The sequence below is a fragment of the Streptomyces sp. NPDC127098 genome, from assembly GCF_042722465.1.
Taxonomy (GTDB): Bacteria; Actinomycetota; Actinomycetes; order Streptomycetales; family Streptomycetaceae; genus Streptomyces; species Streptomyces millisiae.
Genome location: NZ_JBHXFJ010000006.1, coordinates 127,760 through 147,302 on the forward strand (window position 1 = coordinate 127,760; position 19,543 = coordinate 147,302).

Annotated in this window: 21 protein-coding genes and 1 pseudogene; 8 read left to right on the plus strand and 14 right to left on the minus strand. The window is 72.9% G+C overall.

The window, feature by feature from the left end; genetic code table 11:
* From ACFWI8_RS06620 to ACFWI8_RS06635, 4 genes are all read right to left on the minus strand, one after another.
* Entirely contained in the window at positions 1–456 is a 456-nt protein-coding gene (locus tag ACFWI8_RS06620) for a GNAT family N-acetyltransferase (RefSeq protein ID WP_387086606.1), read from the minus strand.
* The gene (locus ACFWI8_RS06625) at positions 453–1,310 is read right to left on the minus strand and encodes a hypothetical protein (RefSeq protein WP_387086608.1); all 858 of its coding nucleotides are present in this window, start codon (positions 1,308–1,310) and stop codon (positions 453–455) included. Before ACFWI8_RS06625 ends, ACFWI8_RS06620 begins: the two co-directional genes overlap by 4 nt.
* A 128-nt stretch (positions 1,311–1,438) precedes the next feature.
* Entirely contained in the window at positions 1,439–2,353 is a 915-nt protein-coding gene (locus tag ACFWI8_RS06630; protein ID WP_387086610.1) for a Bro-N domain-containing protein, read from the minus strand.
* A gap of 105 nt (positions 2,354–2,458) precedes the next feature.
* The gene (locus tag ACFWI8_RS06635; protein WP_387086612.1) at positions 2,459–2,632 is read right to left on the minus strand and encodes a hypothetical protein; all 174 of its coding nucleotides are present in this window, start codon (positions 2,630–2,632) and stop codon (positions 2,459–2,461) included.
* Between the two features lie 519 nt (positions 2,633–3,151).
* On the opposite strand from ACFWI8_RS06635, the gene ACFWI8_RS06640 reads away from it, so the two are divergent.
* Both ACFWI8_RS06640 and ACFWI8_RS06645 read left to right on the plus strand, forming a co-directional pair.
* The gene (locus ACFWI8_RS06640) at positions 3,152–4,048 is read left to right on the plus strand and encodes a helix-turn-helix domain-containing protein (RefSeq protein WP_387086613.1); all 897 of its coding nucleotides are present in this window, start codon (positions 3,152–3,154) and stop codon (positions 4,046–4,048) included.
* Positions 4,045–4,242, plus strand: a complete 198-nt coding sequence (locus tag ACFWI8_RS06645) for a DUF397 domain-containing protein (protein WP_387086615.1) — start codon at positions 4,045–4,047, stop codon at positions 4,240–4,242. The genes ACFWI8_RS06640 and ACFWI8_RS06645 overlap by 4 nt, the downstream gene beginning before the upstream one ends.
* An 89-nt stretch (positions 4,243–4,331) precedes the next feature.
* Here the strand turns inward: ACFWI8_RS06645 and ACFWI8_RS06650 are convergent, their stop codons facing one another.
* Positions 4,332–5,228 carry an alpha/beta fold hydrolase gene (locus ACFWI8_RS06650; protein WP_387086617.1) on the minus strand — a complete coding sequence of 299 codons (897 nt, stop codon included), beginning with the start codon at positions 5,226–5,228 and terminating at the stop codon, positions 4,332–4,334.
* Between the two features lie 226 nt (positions 5,229–5,454).
* Between ACFWI8_RS06650 and ACFWI8_RS06655 the strand changes: the two genes are divergently transcribed.
* Positions 5,455–6,573, plus strand: a complete 1,119-nt coding sequence (locus tag ACFWI8_RS06655) for a serine hydrolase domain-containing protein (RefSeq protein ID WP_387086619.1) — start codon at positions 5,455–5,457, stop codon at positions 6,571–6,573.
* Between the two features lie 19 nt (positions 6,574–6,592).
* Here ACFWI8_RS06655 and ACFWI8_RS06660 read toward each other — a convergent pair whose 3' ends face one another.
* Together ACFWI8_RS06660 and ACFWI8_RS06665 are read right to left on the minus strand one after the other, a co-directional pair.
* On the minus strand, positions 6,593–7,030 hold the full coding sequence (locus ACFWI8_RS06660) for a VOC family protein (protein WP_387086621.1): 438 nt from the start codon (positions 7,028–7,030) through the stop codon (positions 6,593–6,595).
* A gap of 1 nt (position 7,031) precedes the next feature.
* On the minus strand, positions 7,032–7,619 hold the full coding sequence (locus tag ACFWI8_RS06665) for a DinB family protein (protein ID WP_387086623.1): 588 nt from the start codon (positions 7,617–7,619) through the stop codon (positions 7,032–7,034).
* A gap of 81 nt (positions 7,620–7,700) precedes the next feature.
* Here ACFWI8_RS06665 and ACFWI8_RS06670 point away from each other — a divergent pair, with 81 nt between their 5' ends.
* Positions 7,701–8,684 carry a helix-turn-helix transcriptional regulator gene (locus ACFWI8_RS06670; protein WP_387086625.1) on the plus strand — a complete coding sequence of 328 codons (984 nt, stop codon included), beginning with the start codon at positions 7,701–7,703 and terminating at the stop codon, positions 8,682–8,684.
* 13 nt (positions 8,685–8,697) lie between these two features.
* Here ACFWI8_RS06670 and ACFWI8_RS06675 read toward each other — a convergent pair whose 3' ends face one another.
* The 3 genes from ACFWI8_RS06675 to ACFWI8_RS06685 all read right to left on the minus strand — a co-directional run bounded on the left by ACFWI8_RS06675 (position 8,698) and on the right by ACFWI8_RS06685 (position 10,786).
* Entirely contained in the window at positions 8,698–9,042 is a 345-nt protein-coding gene (locus tag ACFWI8_RS06675; RefSeq protein WP_387086627.1) for a rhodanese-like domain-containing protein, read from the minus strand.
* Between the two features lie 410 nt (positions 9,043–9,452).
* The gene (locus ACFWI8_RS06680; RefSeq protein WP_387086721.1) at positions 9,453–10,268 is read right to left on the minus strand and encodes a J domain-containing protein; all 816 of its coding nucleotides are present in this window, start codon (positions 10,266–10,268) and stop codon (positions 9,453–9,455) included.
* A gap of 86 nt (positions 10,269–10,354) precedes the next feature.
* The gene (locus ACFWI8_RS06685) at positions 10,355–10,786 is read right to left on the minus strand and encodes a winged helix-turn-helix transcriptional regulator (protein ID WP_387086629.1); all 432 of its coding nucleotides are present in this window, start codon (positions 10,784–10,786) and stop codon (positions 10,355–10,357) included.
* Positions 10,787–10,900: 114 nt separating this feature from the next.
* Here ACFWI8_RS06685 and ACFWI8_RS06690 point away from each other — a divergent pair, with 114 nt between their 5' ends.
* Entirely contained in the window at positions 10,901–11,548 is a 648-nt protein-coding gene (locus ACFWI8_RS06690) for an FMN-dependent NADH-azoreductase (RefSeq protein WP_387086631.1), read from the plus strand.
* Positions 11,549–11,562: 14 nt separating this feature from the next.
* Here ACFWI8_RS06690 and ACFWI8_RS06695 read toward each other — a convergent pair.
* The 3 genes and pseudogenes from ACFWI8_RS06695 to ACFWI8_RS06705 all read right to left on the minus strand — a co-directional run.
* A pseudogene (locus ACFWI8_RS06695) lies at positions 11,563–12,801 on the minus strand (NAD(P)-binding domain-containing protein); the annotation flags it as partial.
* Positions 12,786–14,039 (minus strand): ATP-grasp domain-containing protein, encoded by a 1,254-nt coding sequence (locus ACFWI8_RS06700; protein ID WP_387086633.1) that lies wholly within the window; start codon positions 14,037–14,039, stop codon positions 12,786–12,788. The pseudogene ACFWI8_RS06695 and the gene ACFWI8_RS06700, both read right to left, overlap by 16 nt.
* Positions 14,040–14,150: 111 nt before the next feature.
* On the minus strand, positions 14,151–14,714 hold the full coding sequence (locus tag ACFWI8_RS06705; protein WP_387086635.1) for a CGNR zinc finger domain-containing protein: 564 nt from the start codon (positions 14,712–14,714) through the stop codon (positions 14,151–14,153).
* Positions 14,715–15,117: 403 nt separating this feature from the next.
* Here ACFWI8_RS06705 and ACFWI8_RS06710 point away from each other — a divergent pair, with 403 nt between their 5' ends.
* Positions 15,118–16,497, plus strand: a complete 1,380-nt coding sequence (locus tag ACFWI8_RS06710; RefSeq protein ID WP_387086637.1) for a serine hydrolase domain-containing protein — start codon at positions 15,118–15,120, stop codon at positions 16,495–16,497.
* Positions 16,498–16,506: 9 nt separating this feature from the next.
* Here ACFWI8_RS06710 and ACFWI8_RS06715 read toward each other — a convergent pair whose 3' ends face one another.
* Positions 16,507–16,968 carry a GNAT family N-acetyltransferase gene (locus ACFWI8_RS06715; RefSeq protein ID WP_387086639.1) on the minus strand — a complete coding sequence of 154 codons (462 nt, stop codon included), beginning with the start codon at positions 16,966–16,968 and terminating at the stop codon, positions 16,507–16,509.
* Between the two features lie 226 nt (positions 16,969–17,194).
* On the opposite strand from ACFWI8_RS06715, the gene ACFWI8_RS06720 reads away from it, so the two are divergent.
* Positions 17,195–18,613, plus strand: coding sequence for a globin domain-containing protein (locus tag ACFWI8_RS06720; protein ID WP_387086641.1), 1,419 nt, complete (start codon positions 17,195–17,197; stop codon positions 18,611–18,613).
* Between the two features lie 43 nt (positions 18,614–18,656).
* Positions 18,657–19,523 carry a pyridoxamine 5'-phosphate oxidase family protein gene (locus ACFWI8_RS06725; protein ID WP_387086643.1) on the plus strand — a complete coding sequence of 289 codons (867 nt, stop codon included), beginning with the start codon at positions 18,657–18,659 and terminating at the stop codon, positions 19,521–19,523.
* Positions 19,524–19,543 lie beyond the last annotated feature (20 nt).

The following is a 19,543-nucleotide window of genomic DNA, read 5'->3' on the forward strand; positions in this document are numbered from 1 at the left end:
TCAGCGGCCCTCGTCGAGCACCAGCAGCACGTGCTCGTCCTCCGTGCCGGCACGGCGGAAGCCGCTCTTCTCCAGCAGCCGCACCGAGGCCGTGTTCCCCTCGTGCGGATCGGCGTACAGCGGGCGCGTGGCCTCCTTCTCCAGGAAGAGCGCCAGCGCCCGCGTGCCGATGCCCCGGCCCCAGAACTCGCGGCCCAACCAGTACCCGATGAAACGCCGACCGTCGCCCTCCGTCCACGCCACCAGGTTCCCCGCCAGCACCCCGTCGACGGTGACGGCCTGCACGAGGTTGTCCGGGTCCCCCAGGACCCGCTCCTTCCAGTGCGTCATGAACCGCTCCCGCTCGCGGGGCTCGAAACGGGACCGGCGCGCGGCCTCCGGATCCTGCTCCTGCGCGTGGAAGACCTCCAGGTCGGCCACCTCGACGTCCCGCAACCGCACCGTGTCATCGCTCATGCCGGCGCAGTCTGCCAGCCCCCACTGACAGCCGGCCCGCCGCGCAGGACCGCCCGCACCCTGGCCAGACCGCGTATGGCGACCTCGGCCCGGTGCGCGTACTCCTCGGCACGGTCCCCTTCGCCTGTGCCGGCGCAGCCACGACAGACGCCCGCCTGTCGCGTCGGCCCGCCGCAGGCATCGCACTCGCGCAGTCGCGGCACCGCCGGGCGCGCCGGGGGCAGCTTCCGCACCAGCCGGTCACGCAGGAGGCCGGCCGCCGAGTGCACCGGCACGGGCAGGCCGTCGAGCAGCGCCGGAACCAACTCCCGTTCGCCGTACCCCCGCTCCAACCACGGCTCGACCAACGGCGCGAGCGCCCGCGCCTCCGCCACGCCGAGCCGCAGCCGCGGCTCCCGCCGCACCACGCGGAGCAGCGTCGCGACGGTCCCGTCGCTCGGCTCCGGCGCCGGCTCGGGGAGGGTGGGTACTTTCTCTCGGTTCTTTGGTCTTTTATTCTCCGGCGGATCGCTGCCTGGCTCACCGGAGTCTGGACGGGTGTTACCCGGTGCCGACTGCGGCGACTGCGGGGTGTCGTAGACATGCGCCACGCTGATAAGCGTCCCGTCGTCCCGGCGCACGCGGTCAACCCGGTAGTAACCGAAACGAGTTAGCTCGCGCAGCGCCCTGGCGACGGCGCCGCGCCCCTGCGGGCTGGTGTCGGCCATCCGCTTACCGTCCTCCAACCAGCCATCGGGTCGGGAGAGCAGGTCGACGAGGATCCCCCGCGCGGTGTAGGACAACCGCCGGTCCTGGAGCAGAGCGTTGGGAAGTGCCGCGAAGCCACTCGCGCGGCGGCTACGATGAATGTGCATGAGGAGTTGCTGTCCTTGTGCCGGGCCCCGGGGTGTTGGCGCACCGCCGGGGTCAACTTTTGTCTGTTGATCGCCTTGATCGCGACAGAACGTATCACGCCCACCACGCACCGCAGCGCGCCCCAGCTTCACGCCTGAGGAAGCCCGTACACGGGCGTGTTGAGGACCGAGCCGATCTGCCTGATGCACTGCCGCTTGATCAGGAACCGCAGGCAGTCGTGCACCCGGGCGGTCGTCAGACCCGTGCCGGCCGCGATCTCCTCGACGCCGTACCGCGCCTCACCACGCTCAGCCAGCGCGGGCGCGAGCAGCACGGCGACAGCCCAGATGTCCTCCGTGACCGTGAGCCGCGACCGCCACGACTCCAACAACTCCTGTGCGGAGACGGACGGCTGGTCGAAGTGCTCCCGCTGCCGGGGCACCCGCTCCAACAAACCCACCAGTCGCGACACGTCGCGCGCCACGTCCTGGATCGCGGCAACGCCTTCCCACCGCGCCCGGTTGGCCTCCTCCTGCGCCTCGGCCAACCGTCTGTCGGAGCGCACGTTCAGCTCCTCAAGCCGCACGATGACGTCGGCGACCTGCTGCGGCATCGCGTAGGCCGTGACCGGCTGCGCCTCGGCCTTCTCCAACGAGTACGAACCATCACGTTGAACGGTGACGACCACCTCGCTGACCCACGCCTTGAAGGGGCGGGCCTCGGGCTTGGTGCTTCCGTTGACGAGCGCGACCAGGCCCTGCAAGTTCACCATGCGCATGGACTTCTTGAGCCCGTGACCTGCGATTTTGCGCGAAGTGCCTACTCCGTAGACGCTCCTCGCGAGATCGTCCAGCTGGGCGGTGTGCTCCATGGCAACGTGATGCAGGACCGCTTGCCGAGTGTTCACGTATCCCAGGCCACTGGCCAGATCCACGGCCGGGAACCAGTGCGTACCGTCCGGCAACGTCAATCGCCGGACTCGCATGCCAGTCGCCGTGTGGACGAAGTCGTTGATGTCGATCGCGTCCGCTGGGCGGTGTTGCTGAATGTTCCGTCTATCCACGAGACGGACAGTAGACGGATGATCAGCCCCAAACGCACCCAATCAGCGCAAGTTCACCCGTTCGAGCTCGCTGGTACTCCTGAGCGACTGATCGAGCGCCTGCTCTCACCACCTGCCCTTCAGGACGGCGTTGGCCTCGCTCTGCGCGTTGAGCTCGCGGACGCGTTGCCGCAGGCGTTGCAGCGTCGGGCTGTCCTGGCCCGGTTCCTGCCCCTGCTCCTGGCTCTGCTGTGGTGCGTCAGTCGTTCCGTCTCCATCGGCGTTCTGCTGCGCGCTCATGTCTATTCAATCTCTTCCAACTCAGCCCAAATCGTCCGGCCGACGCCGCGCTGATCCGTGAACCCCCAGACACTGGCCCGCGTCGCGACGACAAGCGGGCCGCGACCATGCGTCCACGGCGGTTGACGGAAATCGCCGCGTGCGTCGCGTACTTCGATGCGTAGTGCCCCCACTAGACCCGGCTGCCGAAGCCGAAGCTGGAATCCGCGGCCCACCCCCGGGCCGGAGAAAACGGCATAGGCGGCCAGCTCATCAGCCATCGCCCCGGCCACAGCGCTAAGCGGGCTCTCGGGCGAATGACCCCACATACCAAGTTGATGAATTACGAGTCGATGTGCGAGGCGCACAGACCGGCGCGTGGGAGCAAACTGCTGCACGTAAGTGCGCGGTTGAGGCGGAATTTCTGCGGTCATGCCCCTACGGTCCTCATACCCACTTATCGTGGCCAGCACTACATCCGGTACGCACGGTCCGGGTACGACCACGGGTCGTCACCTGTCAGCAGAGAAATGTGGTGGCATGGCCGAGGCAGAAGCACAGTCGCAAGAAGCACAGTCACAGTCGCAGGATCCCGAGGCGGAACTGCCCGAGGACAACGACGGCGCCCGCGACTTCATCCGGGCCGTGGGAAAGCTCTTCAAACGGGCGCGCGAACGCGCCGGCCTCAGCCAGCAGGAGGCGGCCGACCGCCTCAACTACGGTGTGGACATGGTGGGTTCGGTGGAGAGCGGCCGCCGCGTCGTCTCCCCGGAAATGCTGCTGGCGGCCGACAAGCTCTTCGGGACCGGCGGCCTGCTGACCGCCGTCATCGAGGACCTGGAAAAGGCCCGCACCAAGGCCAGGACCCGACACCCGGCCTGGTTCCGCGTGTTCGCGCGGCTCGAAGGCAAGGCCGTGGAAATCCACGAGTACAGCACGATGGTGATTCCCGGGCTACTCCAGACCGAGTCGTACGCTCGCGCGCTGTACGGGGTCCGGCAGCCGCCATTCTCGAAGGAGACGATCGACGCCAGCGTGGCCGATCGCCTCGAACGTCAGAAGATCCTGCACAACTGGCCACCGCCGAAGACCACCTTCGTCATCGAGGAGGTGGTGCTACACCGCCAGATCGGCGGCCGAGAGGTGCACCGAGGACAGCTCCTCAATCTTCTCCGCGCGGCGGAACTCCCCGGCACCGAGCTCCAGATCATGCGCACCGCCCAGCAAGAACACCCGGGATTGGACGGCCCCTTCACGCTGCTCACCCCCAAGGGCAAGTCCCAGCTGGTCTACATCGAATCCCATGCTCAGAGCCGGCTCATCACTGACGCGGAACAGGTACGTCTGATGGCGGCCCGATATGGAAGTATCCGAGCACAGGCTCTCAACTTCCGGGAGTCCACGGAGCTGATCGAGAAGCTGTTGGGAGAACTATGAGCAACGAACCACCCGAGCTCGACTGGTTCAGGTCCAGCTACAGCACCAACGAGGGCGGTCAGTGCGTCGAGGTGGCGACGTGCGCCGACGCCGTGCACGTTCGCGACTCCAAGCTGACGGACGGCCCACGGTTCCACACCTCCCCCGCCGCCTGGTCGGCCTTCCTCACCCACGCCAGGACGACCACCCACTGAAACCGGGGCCCTCGCCGTACGGCGAGGGCCCCGACCCGTACTACCCGGGCGTGTACGTACTCCTGTCAGGCGCAGGCGCAGGCGCAGCCTCAGGCGCTGGCCTGCTCGGTGACCGCGTTGACGGCCTCGGCGGCGATGTCCGGCTCGTCGACGTGGACGTAGTGGCCGCTGTTCTCGGCGGTGACGAGCTCGCTGTCGCTGGACAGCGCCAGCCACTGCTCCTGGCCGGCGGCCCAGTCCTCGTCCAGCCCCGGGCCGTACTCGGGTACCTCGGCGAACTGGGCCAGGCCCCGTCGGACGACCTGGACCGGTATGTCGCCGGCGGAGCCGACCTCGCCGTCGGCCATGACGAGCTGTTCCGGGTTCTGTCCCTCGAAGATGGCGAGGGTCTGGGCGCGCAGCTCGGCGGCCGGGCCGGTGGCGGACTCGGGGATCCGGTTCGTCAGGTCGGCGACCTGGGTGGGCGGGGTGGCGTCCAGCAGCACCAGACCCGCGACCCGGTCCTGGTGCTCGGGCGCGTAGCGGGCCGCGATCAGGCCGCCCATGGAGTGGCCGGCCAGCACCGCGCCCTCGTCCCCGGCGACCGCGTCGAGGACGCCGTCGAGGACCTCACTCGTGTCGTCGTAGTCCTGCGGCCCGGCGGGCTGGTCGCTGCCGCCCGCGCCCAGGCGGTCGTAGGAGCAGACCCGGCCGTCGGCGCTCAGCATCTCCTGGAAGTCGGCCATGGCGGTGAGGTCGTCGCCGCCGCCGTGCAACAGGACGACGGTCGGCCGGCCCTCGACCGGGGTGCCGGAGCAGGAGACGTTCACCGAGTACTCCCCGACCGTGATCGTCCCGGTGCCGGTGAACAGATCCGCGTCGGCGTCCCCGGCGGGGGCCTCGGTGGTCGCTTCCGTCTCCGCGTCGTCGCAACCGACGAGACCCACACCGGCCAGGGCGGTGCACAGTGCGATCGCGGCGGCCGTTCCGAACTTCCTGCGGGCCATGAGGGCTTTCCTCCAACACGTCGTGCTTCGACATCGGGTCACCGTGGTGTGACCAGGAAGAAGTTAGAGAAGTCCGCCACACCCACCCATGGCCCTGTGACCCGTGTTCACAGGGGGGTTGGGTACACCCCGGCGTCGGTGTCTGCGGCCAGTGTCCGGAGGCCGGTTGATCGACAGGCTTGAGGCAGTCGATCGGACCCACGTCCAACGCCCAAGGAGAAACGTCATGATGCGCCGTCGCCTCACCGCCGCCGTCCTGTTCGCCGCCACAGTGGTGGGGGTGACGGTCCCCGTCGCCGTCGCCGGTGGGCGGGATGTCGACGCCGTGCAGGGGCAGGTGGACCGGCTCGTCGAGCAGGACGGCGTGCCGGGCGCGTTGGCGTTCACCGGGGACCGTACCCACACCGCCGGAACGGCGGAGGCCGGGAGCGGCCGGGAGATGGTCGGCTCGGACGGCAGCGTGCGGATCGCGAGCAACACCAAGTCGTTCACGTCGGTCGCGGTGATGCGGCTCGTCACCGAGGGGCGGTTGGGGCTCAACGAGCGAGCCGGCCGGCACGTGCCGCAGCTGGCGGACAGCGCGGTGACGGTGCGGCAGTTGCTGTCCCAGACCAGCGGACTGCCGGAGTACGTCGGCCTGATGGACTGGACGGACCTCGACGTCACCGACGAGGAACTCCTCACCCTGGCGCTCTCCCAGGAGCCGCTGTTCGAGCCGGGCACGGACTGGGCGTACACGAACACCAACTACCTCGTCCTCGGCATGGTCATCGAGGCCGTCACGGGCGACGACTTCCGCGCCTACGTCGAGGACACGATCATCACCCCGCTCGGCCTGGAGAGCACCTACTGGCCGGAGCGCGGCGAGTTCGGCCTGCGCGGCGGGCACGCCCACAACTACGGTGTCAGCCCGGCCGATCCGGCGGCCGGTGCCACCGACCTCACCGAGCTGCCGGGGCACCTCTTCGGCGCCGCCGGGGGCCTGGTCTCCACCCCGGAGGACCTGAACGTCTTCTGGGAGACGCTGTTCGGCGGCGAGCTGCTGCCGCGCTGGGCGGTGTGGCTGATGACCCACGACGTCTCCAGGGTCGGCGGCGACGGCGTCTTCCCGGCCGGCACCCGCTACGGCTACGGCGTCGCCAGCTTCCCGCTGAGCTGCGGCGGCCGGTACTACGGCCACGGCGGCGACCTGCCGGGCGACACGGTGCTCGGCGGCTGGGCGCCCGGCCGGGGCGACGACCGCACGGTCACCGCCTACACCACCACCCTGGCCGTGCCGGGCGACACCCGCACCCACCTCCAGGAGACCGTCGACGCCGCCCTCTGCGCCGACGACCGCCGCTGACCCCCGGCAGGTCGTCGGGTCAGTCGAGGCAGAACTCGTTGCCCTCCGGGTCGGTCATCACGAGGTGGCCGCCGGCGAGCGGCGGCGCGGGCTCGTGGCGGTCGATCCTGGTGGCGCCGTGGGCGACGAGCCGCTCGGCCGCCGCCTCCAGGGCCGCCATCCGCTCGTCGCCGGTGAGCCCGGGGGCGGCTCGCACGTCGAGGTGCACGCGGTTCTTGGCCAGCTTGCCCTCCGGCACGCGCTGGAAGAACAGCCGTGGCCCGGCACCGTCCGGGTCGACCACCGCCGAGCGGTCGTTGCGGCGCTCGGGCGGCACGCCCAGCGCGTCCAGGGCCTGGTCCCACGAGTCGAAGCCGGCGGGCGGGTCCTGGAGCCGGTAGCCGAGGGCCAGGGCCCAGAAGTCGGCCAGCGCGGCCGGGTCGGCGCAGTCGAACGTGATCTGGATGTCGTGGGCCATCTCAGTTCCCCCTCCCAGGGGTGTGCTGGTGGAGGTCGCGGAGCAGGCACACCTCGGAGAGGTGGTGGATGACCTCGCGGTTGATGTGCAGTACCAGCTCCGCCAGCGGTCGTTCGGCGTACGGGCCTTCCGCGGCGCCGCAGCGGCGGGCCAGTCCTTCCTCGCCGAGGGCCGCCACGCCCGCCTGCCAGGTGGCGTACTCGGCGTCGAGCTGGGCCAGCGCCTCGGCGGCGGTCGGCGCGTAGGCGAACGACTGGTAGTCGGTGGCGGCGCGGCCGAAGTGCGAGGCGTTGCGCATCGCGAGGACGCCGACGATCACGTGGCCGAGCCGCCAGGAGATGGTGGTGAAGGGCGGTGGGCTGGGCTCGGGCATCGCGAAGTCGATGGTCATGGTGCCGGAGCCGGCCCGCACCGGGGCGCTGCCGGGCGCGCCGCGCGGGCGCACGTTCCAGCAGTCGGGCACCGGCTCCCAGAAGTACTCGTCGTCGGTGAGCCCGTCGAGGCGTTCGCGCAGCTGGCTCGTCCAGTGGTGGTCGAGCTGCGCGCGGAGCAGGGGGTTCCAGGTCCGGTCCCAGGTCTGGTCGGTCATGGCCCCAGCCTTCCGCATATTGCGGACAGCGTCGTTCCGTGATTCGCCGCGTTTCGTGGAACGTCGTGGAACGATGACCGGATGACCGTGGAGGCGACCACCGAACGGGTGTTGCGGCTGCTGGCCCTGCTGCAGCGCCGGGCGTCATGGACGGCCGCCGAGCTCGCGGCCGAGCTGGGGGTCACGGACCGCTCGGTGCGCCGCGACGTGGAGCGGCTGCGGGCGCTCGGCTACCCGGTGCACGCGCTCCCCGGCGTCGGCGGCGGCTACCGGCTCGGCGCGGGCACCCGACTGCCGCCGCTGCTCCTCGACGACGAGGAGGCCATCGCGACGGGCGTGTCGCTGCGGCTGGCGTCGGGCGGCACGGTCGCCGGCGCTGCCGAGGCGGCGCTGCGGGCGCTCGCCAAGCTCGACCAGGTGATGCCGCCCCGGCTGCGCGCGGAGGTGCGGGCGGTGCACGGCGCGACCGAGACCCTGGTCGGCCCGGGCGTGGAGATCGACGCCGAGGTGTTGGTGACGCTCGCCCGGGCCTGCCGGGACGCCGTCCGGGTGCGGTTCGGGTACGCCGGCCGGCAGGGCGGGGAGCGCGAGCGCACGGTCGAGCCGGTGCGGATGGTGACGACCGGGCGCCGCTGGTACCTGATGGCCTGGGACGTCGATCGGGCCGACTGGCGCACCTTCCGGCTCGACCGGATGGGCGAGGTGACGGCGACGGACTGGCGCTTCAGGCCCCGGGAGCACCCGGACCCGGTCGCCTACGTGCGGCGGTCGGTGACGGAGTCGCCGTACCGGCACCTGGCCCGGGTACGGCTTCGCGCCCCGGTCGAGCGGGTGCGGGATCTGGTGCCGCCGCAGGTGGGGCGGGTGGAGGAGGACGACCGCGACGGGTGGTGCCTGCTCGTCGTCGGCGGGGACGACCTGAACTGGCTCGCCGGGCGGGTGGCCATGCTGGGCCTGGACGCCGAGGTGGTGGACCCGCCTGAGCTGCGCGAGGCCGCCGCCCGGCTCGCCCGCCGCCTCACGTCGATGGCGCAACCGCCGGAACCGGCGGAACCGGCGGGCTGACCCACCCGGTGGCTCAGAGGACGAACGGCTCGGCGTTCTCCTGGTCGGAGACGAGGGCGCGGCCGGCGTCCTGCCAGGCGTGCAGGCCGCCGTCGACGTTGGCGACGGGGATGCCCTGCTGGGCGAGGTACGCGGCGACCTGGGCGGAGCGGCCGCCGACCTTGCAGACGACGTACAGCGTCTCGTCGCCCGCGGCCTCCTTGATCTCCGGGAGGCGCTCGACGACCTGTCCGATCGGGATGTGCAGGGCGCCCGCCGCGTGGCCTGCGGCCCACTCCTCCGGCTCGCGGACGTCGAGCAGCGGCGCGTCGGCTGGCACGGCGGTCGGGGGGACGTTCTGCACGGGTGCGAAGCTCATGGGCCGAGACTACTCGCCGCCGCCGGCGGGTCCCGTCCGACGGTTCCCGGTGGACGAGCGTGCGGCGGACGGCGCCGCACGCGGCGGAGCCAACGCGGCCAGCCGAGTGTCGCCGGCAGCGCAGCTTGTACGTGGCCGTACTCGCGCGCAGCGTCGACATGCCGCTCCGCGGCGTGGGGCAACGCAGCCAGCCGGGATGCCTGGGGGCACCTCCCAGCCTCCCGAGACTCCGCCCGGGGGGACCCCCATGGCTGGGGGCTCGTCGCGAGCCCGCGAAGATCCGAAAGACAGGCCCTAGCCGCCAGCGGGTCCTGTCCGACGGATCCCGGTGGACGAGCGTGCGGCGGATGGCGCCCCACGCGGCGGAGCCAACGCGGCCAGCCGAGGCGTCGCGGCCGCGCGGGGAGCCGTCAGGCGGACTCGCGCAGCCGGGCCAGCTCGGCCTCGCGTTCGACGACGCGCTGCCGGAGGCCCTCGGCGATCTCGGCCAGCATGCCGTCGGGGTCGTCGCCGGCCATCCGCAGCATCGAGCCGACGGCGCTGTCCTCCAGCGCGGCGGCGGCGTCGGCCAGCAGGTCCTTGCGCTGGGCCAGCCACTCCAGGCGGGCGTACAGCTCCTCCTGCCGCTCCCACGCCGGCTCCTCGCCGCGCGGGCCGCGGTCCCACTCGTCGGCGAGCTCGCGCAGCGCGTCCTCGTCGCCGCGCGCGTACGCCTGGTTGACGCGGGAGACGAAGACGTCGCGGCGGTCGCGCTCGTTCTGGTCGACGGCCAGGTCGGGGTGGCACTTGCGGACCAGCTCGCGGTAGAGCTTGCGGGCCTCGTCGGAGGGGCGGACCCGGGGCGGCTGCTGGACGGGCTGCTGGGTGAGCATCGCGTAGGCCTCCTGGCTGAAGCCCTCGCTGTCGAGCCAGCCCTGGAAGAGGTCGGCGACCTGCGGCATCGGCATGATCGCGGCGCGCGCCTCGCGGGCGCGGCGCTCGTCCTCCGGGTCGCCGGTGCGCGCGGCGACGGCCTCGGCGATCTGCGCGTCGAGCTCTTCGAGGCGGCTGTAGTAGGGGCCGAGGCGCTGCTCGTGGAGGCGGGAGAAGTTCTCCACCTCGATGCGGAAGGTCTCCACCGCGATCTCGAACTCGATCAGCGCGCCCTCGGCGGCCCGCACGGCCGCTTCGAGCCGCGCCGTCGCCGCCGCGTCGTCCGCCGCCTCGTCCGTGCTCGTCGAGTCCATGCTCGTCGGGTCCGTGGTCGTCGGGTCCGTCGTGTCATCCGCCACGCCCACACCCTATCGGCGCGGCGCGGCCGGGGGGCCGGCCGTCAGCCGGGGGCGGGGGGAGTCAGCTGCTGCTGGCTGGGGCACTCGCTGACGTCCTCCTCGGGGAGGTGGGTCTCGGCCCACCTGGTCAGCTCGAGCAGGGCGGGCCGCAGCTCCTGGCCGGACGGGGTGAGCCGGTAGGTGACGCGCAGCGGGGGGCCCTCCTGGACCTCGCGGGTGAGCAGGCCCATGGCGACGAGCTCGCTGAGCCGGTCGGAGAGCATCCGCTCGCTGATGCCGGGGACGGCGCGCCTGAGGTCCGTGAAGTGTCCGGGGCCGCCCATCAGGGCAGCGATCAGCACGCCCGTCCAGCGCTTGCCCAGCAGGTTGAAGACGCGCTGCACCGCCGTGTCCGGCTCGGTGCACCTCGATCGCTCGCCGCTCGGTCCCGCCCGTCCTGTCCGTTCGCCCACTTCGCCCCGCCGCTCCACCATGTGTCCAGCCTACCGGAACTTCGGCACTCTGCTGCAGAAAAGTAAGCTGCTGTGGTACTAATAGTTGCGTACTGCTTCGCAGCACCTAACCAAAGCTACCCCCGGAGGGACCCCATGGCCACGCTCCTGCACATCGACTCGTCGATCAACGGCGAGAACTCGGTCTCGCGCGCCGTCACCAAGAGCTTCCGCGAGGCGTGGGAGGAACAGCACCCCGAGGGCACCGTGATCTACCGGGACCTGGCCGCCAACCCGATTCCGCACATCGACGGCGCCGCCTACCACACCCAGTACGTGCCGATCCCGGACCGCACCCCCGAGCAGCTCGCCGCGTTCGCGCTGCGTGAGGAGCTCGCCGGCGAGCTGGAGGCGGCCGACGCCGTCCTCCTCGGCGCGCCGCTCTACAACTACTCGATCCCGTCCAGCCTCAAGGCGTGGATCGACCACGTGATCATCATGGAGCGCACGGCCGGCGAGAACTCCACCATCGCCGGCAAGCCGGTCACCGTCGTCTCCAGCCGCGGCGGCTCCTACGCCCCCGGCACCCCCATGGAGGGCAACGACTACGCCCAGAGCTACCTGGAGTGGCTGCTCGGCGGCGCGCTCAGGCTGGACGTGAGCTTCATCGTGCCCGAGCTGACCCTGGCGCCGATCGTGCCGGCGATGGCTCCGCTGCTGGAGAAGTCCAAGGAGTCCGCGGCCAAGGCGCACGAGGACGCGCGCGCCAAGGCCAAGACGCTCGCCACCCAGCTGGCGGCCTGATCCACCGGCCGACCGCTACTCCGCGCGGGTCCCGGCAGCCGCACCGGCCAGCGCCGGCCGCCCAGCCGCTGCCGCACCCCGCGCACCAGCCGGCCCGCCGTGAACGTGGCCCCGTGGACGAACCGCATCGAAGGTCCGAACGACGGCGCCGTCAGCAACCCCGCGAAGAACAGCCCGGGACGCGACGACTCGAACCCGCCGCTCAACTCGGGCGCCCGGGTGCCGCGCACCGTGCGCAGCGCCTCCCGCACCGCCGGATCCAGGATGTGCAGCTGCCGCAGGTCGGGCACGAAACCGGTGGCGGCGATCACGTGCCCGGCCTCCACCGTCTCCGCTCCCCCCTCCGGGGTGGCCAGCTCGATCGCCACCGTCCCGACGTCCGTACCCTCGGCCCGCAGCAGCTCGCGGCCGAGCCGCACCGGGACGACGCCCTCGAGACGCTCCCGCAGCCACCACGCGCCGGCCGGGCCGAGCGCGGTCGCCGCGATGTGCGCCCTGGTGCCGGCCGGCAGCCGGCGCACCGCGCCCGGCAGCTCCGACCACACCCAGCTCGACCAGCCCGTGCCGAGGCCGCTGTGCGGGGCGCGCAGCCGGTCGAGCGGGCCACGGCGCAACGGCAGCGGCGTGGTGTTCCAGCGGACCGCGCCCGCCCTGGCCACCACCGTCGGGCGGGCCCCCTGTTCGGCCAGCAGCGCGGCCGTCTCCAACGCGGCCTGGCCGGCACCGACGACCGTCACGTCGGTGTCCTTGAACCTGGACAGGTCGCGGTGGTCGCTGCTGTGCGACGCCAGGCCGACCGGCAGCTCGCGCAGCGCCTCCGGCAGGTGGACGAACGGCATCACGCCCACGGCCATCGCCACCGTGCGGGTCAGCAGCGTCGCGCCGTCCGCCGTCTCCACCCGGAAGCCGTCGCCGTGCGGCGCGACGGAGGTCACCGTGCGGTCCTCGACGGGCACCGGCAGCCGGTCCGCGAACCACAGGCCGTAGCGGGTGAAGGTGCCGATCGGCAGCGGGCACGCGTGCTCGGCCCGCAGCCCGCGCTCGGCGCAGTAGGCGGCGAGCGTGTCACTGCCGACCGGCTCGGAGAGGTCGGAGGCCCAGGGCTCGGACTTCAGGTACATGCCGTCGGGCATGTGGTCGCGCCAGGAGGCCATCGGGCGGCCGAGCACCCGCAGGTCGAGGCCGGCCGCCGCGGCGTGTGCCGCGACCGAGAGGCCGTAGGGGCCGGCGCCCACCACTACCAGGTCGTGCATCGTGCGTTCTCCTTCTCCGCTGGGGTGGGGATGCGGCGCGAGCGGGTGACCGCCCGGCCGAGCAGGGCGCGCGTCAGGGCGAGGAACGGCGCCGGGTCGTCGGCCGCGAACCACGCCCACTCGACCTCCCGGCCGCCGGTGCCCGGCCACCACGGCCTGCGGTCCGCGAACGAGGCGAGCGCCCCGTAGTTCTCGACCACGAACGTCCGGCCCGCGCGGGGGAGCGGCGGCCCGGGCGCGGCCCGGCCGGTGAGGTCCAGGTGCAGCGCGCGGACCGGGTCGAGGCCGGTGGCGCGGTCGGTGAACAGCCGGAACTGGGCGCCGGGGCGCGGGTTGAAGTCCAGCAGGTGGTAGCCGCCGGTGACGGCGTCCCGCCGCACATCCAGGTCGAGCACCCCGTGGTAGCCGACCGCCTCGGCGAGGCCGAGGCCCAGCGCGGCCACCGTCGGGTTCGGCAGCCAGCTGCCCACGGCCGTCAGGCCGGCGCGCGGCGGCCAGGCCAGGTCCTTGTGCCCGGTGCCGACGAACAGCGGACGGCCGCCGGCGGCGAAACAGCCGTGGAAGAACCAGTCCGTGCCGGGGCCGCCGGCGGGCAGCCGGCGCTGGAGCAGCAGCGCGCTGCCGGCCAGCGGGCTCGACTCGTACAGCCGGGCGGCCCGCTCCGGGCTCGTCACCAGCGTGACGCTGCGCAGTCCGGCGTCGCGCGGCAGCAGCCAGGGGCGGCTCCACTTCGCCACCACGGGCAGCCCCAGCTCGCGCGCCGCCGCGGCCGCCTCGGCGGCGTCGCCGGGGACGACGGTCTCCGGGTGCGGGATGCCGGTGGTGGCGCACAACCTGGCCAGCTCCGCCTTGTCGGCGGCCCGCTCGGCCAGCCCCTCGGGCAGCCGGGGGAACAGGAAACGGTCGGCCAGCCGGTCCCGGAGCCGGGCGACGGCCAGCGCGCCGGCGTCGTCCATCGGCACCAGCACCGCCGGCCTGCCGATCCTGGCCGCGGCCAGGTCCAGGGCGCGCGCCACGTCGGCGTCGGACCGCGGATCGCCGTCGAAGCGGTGCGCGGCGGCGAGATGCCGGGACCTGGCGAGCGGCACGGTCGGCGACTCGACGAAGGCGTGCGTCTCGACGCCCGCCCGGCCGAGCGACCTGACCGCGCCGAGCGAGCCGTGGTGGAACGGATTGCGGTCCAGCCGCAGCAGCAGCGCGGGCACCCGGGTGTCGAGGGAGACGGGCGGCGATGGCATGGGAACCGTTTTTTCACGCGCCGCCACGCGACTACCCCGGACGGGGCCCTGCGGCTCTCTCGTTCGGCCTAGGGGAAAGCCTCCTCCCGGCCCATTCGAGAGATCGTGTGCCTAACCGCTCACGCGGTGACGGCGGTAGTGCCGGGCGGCGCGGGCCCGGTTCCCGCACGACGGCTTGCACCACTCCTGCCGGCCGTGCCCCTTGAGGAAGTAGCGGACACAGCGGGGCGCGGTGCAGGCCCGCAGCCGGACCCGGTCCGGGCCGGCCAGGAAGTCGATCGCCGCGCGGGCGAGGGCGGCGCCGAACTCCGGCTCGCCGGCGACGAACCGCGCACGCGGCGCGTCGGCCTCCGCCGGCCACTCGAGCCGCGGCACACCGGGCGCACGCGCCGCCCGCTCGTTGAGCAGCGCCACGGCCTCGGCCTCCGGCATCAACCGCCCGGCATCGGCCCGACTCACCGGCCCCGGCCGCACGGCCCGCGCGAACAACGCGCGCACGGCCCGTCGCAACGCGACCACCTCACCCCGCAGCCGCTCGTCCACCACCGCCACGCCCACCCCGCACCCGGCGACCCAGTCGGCGAACCCACCGACATCGGCCAGGTCGTCGGCGACCCCACCATGCCCGTCGTGCCGCACGGTGTTGACGAACCCAAGCACGAGATCCCGCTCCACCCACCCCAGCGTAGGCGCTCCACTGAGCCAGGCCACCCCCGCCGGCCCCGGCCGGCGGGCACCGCGGGCGCACCCACGCGACCGCCGCCGCAAGGCACGGCCACGGACCGCGGCGGCCCATGCCCGTCCCCCGCCGGCCGGCGCGGGCGCAACCCGGCCGCGGGCGCGCCCAAACCCGCGCGGAGCGCGGCGGGCGCTACGCATCACGCCGACAGGTGCCCGGCCGCAGGCCGACCCCGCGCGAAGCGCGCCCCACCGGCCCCGGGGCCGGCGATGGCCGCGCCGCCAGGCGCACCGTGGCCGAGCCCACGGGCGCGCTGCGGGCCGCGCCGGCAGGCGCGTGGCTTCGCCACGCGGGGAAAGTCGCTGGCGTCGGCCCCGGTGCGCCGGTATGCGTGGGCGCATGAGTGGAAACGACGCGGGAGTGATGGCCGAGACGGCACGTGCGTGCGAGTGGCGGCTGGCCACGGCGCAAGCCGAAGGGCGGGCGCCGTCGATGGTGGCGGCCGTGGTGCGGGACGGCCGGGTGGTGTGGGACGGGGCGCGGGGCGAACTGCCCGAGGAGACGACGGCGGCGGCCTCGGACGTGCAGTACCGGATCGGGTCGATCAGCAAGACGCTGACGGCCGTGCTGGTGCTGCGGCTGCGCGACGAGGGGCTGCTCGACCTGGGGGACAGGATCGGCGCCCACCTCGACGTGCCGCACGGCGCCGACGCCACCGTGGCGCAGCTGCTCAGCCACACCGGCGGTCTCGCCGCCGAGGGGCGCGGCCCGTGGTGGGAGCGGACACCTGGCGAGCTGCGGCCGGAGTTGGCGGACGTGTTCGGCGAGCGGCCCCAGAAGCACCCGGCCGGCCGCCGGTACCACTACTCGAATCCCGGCTACGCCCTGCTCGGCGCGCTCGTCGAGCGGCTCCGCGGCCGCCCGTGGGCGGCGGCGCTGCGCGACGAGGTGCTGCTGCCGCTCGGCCTGACCCGCACCGGCTACGCGCCGAGCGAGCCGCACGCGCGCGGTTGGGCCGTGCACCCGTACGCCGACGCGCGGCAGCCGGAGCCGACCGTGGACACCGGGCGGCTGGCGCCGGCCGGGCAGCTGTGGTCGACCGCCGTCGACCTGGCGACGTTCGCCGCCTTCCTGACGGCCGGCGACCCGAACGTGCTGTCCGCCGACACGCTCGCCGAGATGCGCGCCCCGGCGGCCGCGCCCGAACCGGCGGGCTGGGACGGCTCCTACGGCCTCGGCGTGCAGCTGCTGCGCCACGAGGGGCGGCTGCTGGCCGGCCACGGCGGCTCGATGCCCGGCTTCGTCGCCTCGCTGTGGACGCTGCCCGAGGAGCGGATCGGCGCCGTCGTCCTCGCCAACGCCACCAGCGGCCCGAACACCCACGGCCTCGCGACCGGGCTGCTCGACGAGGTGCTGCGCAGGGAGCCCACCATCCCCGAGGTCTGGCGCCCCGACCCGGCCCCCGATCCGGAGCTCGTGGCCCTGACCGGCGTCTGGTACTGGGGGACCACCGCCTACGAGCTGCGGCTGCGCGCCGGCCGCGCGCTGTCGCTGGCCCCGGCCGGCTTCGCCAGCCTCCGCTCCTCCGGGTTCAGGCCCGAGCCGGACGGCACCTGGACCGGGCTCGCCGGCTACTTCGCGGGCGAGACGCTGCGGGTCGGGCGGGACGAGGCCGGCGCCGTCACCCACCTCGACCTCGGCACGTTCGTGTTCACCCGCTCCCCGTACGACCCGGTGGCGCCGGTGCCGGGCGGCACGCACCCCGACGGCTGGCGGTAGCCGCCCGCCCTACAGCTCCATCTTGAAGCCGAGGTGGGTCGCCTTGAAGCCGAACCGCTCGTAGAAGCGGTGGGCGTCGAGGCGGGCCACGTCGGACGTCAGCTGCACCAGCGCGCAGCCGCGCCGCCTGGCCTCCTCGACGGCCAGCCTCATCAGCTCGGTGCCGAGGCCGCTGCCCCGCGCGTCGCCCCGCACCCGCACCGCCTCGATCAGGCCGCGCGAGGCGCCCTGCCGGGAGAGCCCGTGCAGGACGGCGAGTGTGAAGGTGCCCACGATGCCGGCCGCGGGATCGTCCGCGTCCTCGGCGACGAACACCAGCTGGTTCGGGTCCGCCGCGAGCCGCTCGAAAGCGGCCAGATAGGGCTGCTGATCAGCGGGATTCTCGCGCCCCGCGCCAAGCATGTCGTCCGCCAACATGGCCACGATCTCGGGCACATCGGCGGAAGCCGCCTGCCGCATGGTGATATTCATGACCCCCACTCTAGGAAACGGAGGAATGGCGCGAAGACCGCGTTTCAGCCGGGGGGTTGTGTCTCGTCCGTATAACGGTAGGGTCAGTCCCGCATCGAGGCGGTCAGAAGCCGCCCAGTTTATGAGATGCGGGGGCGCGATGGCCGGGTTTCCGGTTAACCACCCGCTCCCGGTGAGCAGGCTGACACGCTGTGCGACCGGGAGTTGATCGAGGCGAGGCAGGGTCATGACCGCGATATCGGCCAACGATGGCGCCACCGCCGCCGGATATGGCAATGAGCCCGGATCCGGCTATGCCGCCGGGCGGGCCGCCGCTTCGGCGAGCCAAGGACAGGGCCACGACGCGTACCGCGGCGACTTCCGGGCCGGCCAGCCGGGCGAGCGGGCAGGCGAACACCCCACCGGGTATCCGGGCGCGGTTCCGGACACCTCGGACGGCGGGTGGACTTCCGGTCATCCCACCCTCGACCCGAGCAGCGGCGAGAACCCGCTCGTGAAAGGGCTCCGCAATAACGGGCCTTCCCCCGACGCCGTGGTGATTCGCCGCACACTCGCGGAGATCGAGCCGGTCTCGCACCAGGCCACGTCCTACTTCTACGCGTTGCTGTTCCTGCACAATCCGCAGTTGCGCGACATGTTCCCCGCCGCGATGGACGCCCAACGAGACCGACTGTTCGGTGCGTTGCTCCTCGCCGCGGAACATATCGACGACACCGTCACGTTGACCGACTACCTGTGCAACCTGGGCCGGGGGCACCGGAAATACGGCACCCAGTCGGAGCACTATCCACTGGTCGGCGAATGCCTGATGTCCGCGCTCGAGCGCTACGCGCCGCGCAGTTGGGGCCCGGAGGCGGAGGCCGCCTGGGTGCGCGCCTACACCGCCATCTCGCAGATCATGATCGACGCCGCGGCCGAGGACGAACTCCGCTCGCCGCCCTGGTGGTACGCCGAGATCGTCAGCCACGAGCGGCGCACCAGCGACGTCGCCGTCGTCACCGTCAGGACCGACCAGCCCTACCCCTACCGCGCCGGCCAGTACGCGAGCGTCGAGACGCCGTGGTGGCCGCGGGTCTGGCGCTACTACTCCTTCGCCTCCTCGCCCCGCCCCGACGGGCTGCTGTCGTTCCACGTCAAGGCGGTGCCCGCGGGCTGGGTCTCGCGCTCCCTGGTGCACCGGGCCAGACGCGGCGACGTCATCAAACTCGGCCCGCCGGCCGGCTCGATGACGGTGGACCACACCTCGAGCCGCGGTCTGCTGTGCGTCGGCGGCAGCACCGGCATAGCCCCCATCAAGGCCCTCGTCGAGGACGTCGCCCAGCACGGGGTGCGCCGCGAGGTCGAGGTCTTCTTCGGCGCCCAACGGGACGCCGACCTCTACGACCTCGACTCCTTCCTGGAGTTGGAGCGCCGGCTGCCCTGGCTGTCGGTCAGACCGGTCGTCGCGCAGTACGCCACCCGTGGATTCGCCGGGCAACTCCCCGAGGCCGTCAAAGAGTTCGGCCCCTGGGGAGATTTCGACGGCTATCTGTCAGGCCCGCCCCAGATGATCCGCAAGAGCGTGGACGCGCTCGTCTCCGCCGGCATCCCGGCGGACCGGATCAGACACGACTTCCTCGGGACCCTGGTGGCATCCGGGACGTAAGTGATTGAGTAGCGCGGACCAAGTGACGTACCGGGATTCAGGCATGCCAGAACGAACAGGACCACAGGGCACGGGACCCGCGCCGCACGGGGCACTGCGGCCCGTGACCGCCCTGCCGCCGCGCGCCGGCCGGCCGGGCAGCGACGGCGAACACGTGCTGCAACGTCAACTCGGCAGCGAGGAGCGGGCCGACCGCTTCTACCAGGACCAGGTGCTCGATCACCTCAACGACCGGATGCGGGAGTTCGTCGGCCGTCAGGAGATGTTCTTCCTGGCGACCTCGGACCGCCACGGCGAGTGCGACAACAGCTTCCGGGCCGGCCCGGCCGGGTTCCTGCGGGTCCTCGACCCCAAGTCCCTGGTCTACCCCGAGTACCGGGGGAACGGCGTGCACGCCTCGCTCGGCAACATCTCGGAGAACCCTCACGCCGGGCTGCTGCTCATCGACTTCGAACGTGCCCGCATCGGCCTGCACATCAACGGCCGCGCCCGGATCGTCCCCGACCACGAGCTGCGCGCCCTCCACCCCGACCTGCCGACCGACACCGCCCCCGGCCGGCGCACCGACCTGTGGGTGCGCATCGACGTCGAGGAGGCGTACATCCACTGCGCCAAGCACATACCCCGGCTCGTCACACCGCCCAAGGACACCGAGCGCGCCTGGGGCACCGACGACTACCGGCGCAAGGGCGGCGACTTCTTCGGCGCCGCCAGGGACGCGCAGGTGCGCCGCGCCCAGGAGCTCGGCGGCCGCCCGGTACCGCACGCGCTGCCGCCCGGCCCCTCCGCGCCGCCCGCGGCCCCGCCGCCGCCCCCGCCGGACGCCTGGCGCGCGGAGGCGCGGCGCGCCCTGGAGCGGGCCGAGCGCGCGGGCGGCCGCGCCCCCGACGCCGACTGGTTCGGCCGCTGAGCCGCCCCGGGGCTTCCGGG

Bases quoted from the DNA above. Each gene is read 5' to 3' on its own strand.
- ACFWI8_RS06620 (WP_387086606.1), bottom strand. From the start codon at position 456: ATGAGCGATGACACGGTGCGGTTGCGGGACGTCGAGGTGGCCGACCTG.
- ACFWI8_RS06655 (WP_387086619.1), top strand. From the start codon at position 5,455: ATGATGCGCCGTCGCCTCACCGCCGCCGTCCTGTTCGCCGCCACAGTG.
- ACFWI8_RS06690 (WP_387086631.1), top strand. From the start codon at position 10,901: ATGGCCACGCTCCTGCACATCGACTCGTCGATCAACGGCGAGAACTCG.
- ACFWI8_RS06670 (WP_387086625.1), top strand. From the start codon at position 7,701: ATGACCGTGGAGGCGACCACCGAACGGGTGTTGCGGCTGCTGGCCCTG.
- ACFWI8_RS06650 (WP_387086617.1), bottom strand. From the start codon at position 5,228: ATGGCCCGCAGGAAGTTCGGAACGGCCGCCGCGATCGCACTGTGCACC.
- ACFWI8_RS06660 (WP_387086621.1), bottom strand. From the start codon at position 7,030: ATGGCCCACGACATCCAGATCACGTTCGACTGCGCCGACCCGGCCGCG.
- ACFWI8_RS06685 (WP_387086629.1), bottom strand. From the start codon at position 10,786: ATGGTGGAGCGGCGGGGCGAAGTGGGCGAACGGACAGGACGGGCGGGA.
- ACFWI8_RS06645 (WP_387086615.1), top strand. From the start codon at position 4,045: ATGAGCAACGAACCACCCGAGCTCGACTGGTTCAGGTCCAGCTACAGC.
- ACFWI8_RS06700 (WP_387086633.1), bottom strand. From the start codon at position 14,039: ATGCCATCGCCGCCCGTCTCCCTCGACACCCGGGTGCCCGCGCTGCTG.
- ACFWI8_RS06675 (WP_387086627.1), bottom strand. From the start codon at position 9,042: ATGAGCTTCGCACCCGTGCAGAACGTCCCCCCGACCGCCGTGCCAGCC.
- ACFWI8_RS06680 (WP_387086721.1), bottom strand. From the start codon at position 10,268: ATGGACTCGACGAGCACGGACGAGGCGGCGGACGACGCGGCGGCGACG.
- ACFWI8_RS06665 (WP_387086623.1), bottom strand. From the start codon at position 7,619: ATGACCGACCAGACCTGGGACCGGACCTGGAACCCCCTGCTCCGCGCG.
- ACFWI8_RS06640 (WP_387086613.1), top strand. From the start codon at position 3,152: ATGGCCGAGGCAGAAGCACAGTCGCAAGAAGCACAGTCACAGTCGCAG.
- ACFWI8_RS06635 (WP_387086612.1), bottom strand. From the start codon at position 2,632: ATGAGCGCGCAGCAGAACGCCGATGGAGACGGAACGACTGACGCACCA.
- ACFWI8_RS06715 (WP_387086639.1), bottom strand. From the start codon at position 16,968: ATGAATATCACCATGCGGCAGGCGGCTTCCGCCGATGTGCCCGAGATC.
- ACFWI8_RS06720 (WP_387086641.1), top strand. From the start codon at position 17,195: ATGACCGCGATATCGGCCAACGATGGCGCCACCGCCGCCGGATATGGC.
- ACFWI8_RS06625 (WP_387086608.1), bottom strand. From the start codon at position 1,310: ATGCACATTCATCGTAGCCGCCGCGCGAGTGGCTTCGCGGCACTTCCC.
- ACFWI8_RS06725 (WP_387086643.1), top strand. From the start codon at position 18,657: ATGCCAGAACGAACAGGACCACAGGGCACGGGACCCGCGCCGCACGGG.
- ACFWI8_RS06710 (WP_387086637.1), top strand. From the start codon at position 15,118: ATGAGTGGAAACGACGCGGGAGTGATGGCCGAGACGGCACGTGCGTGC.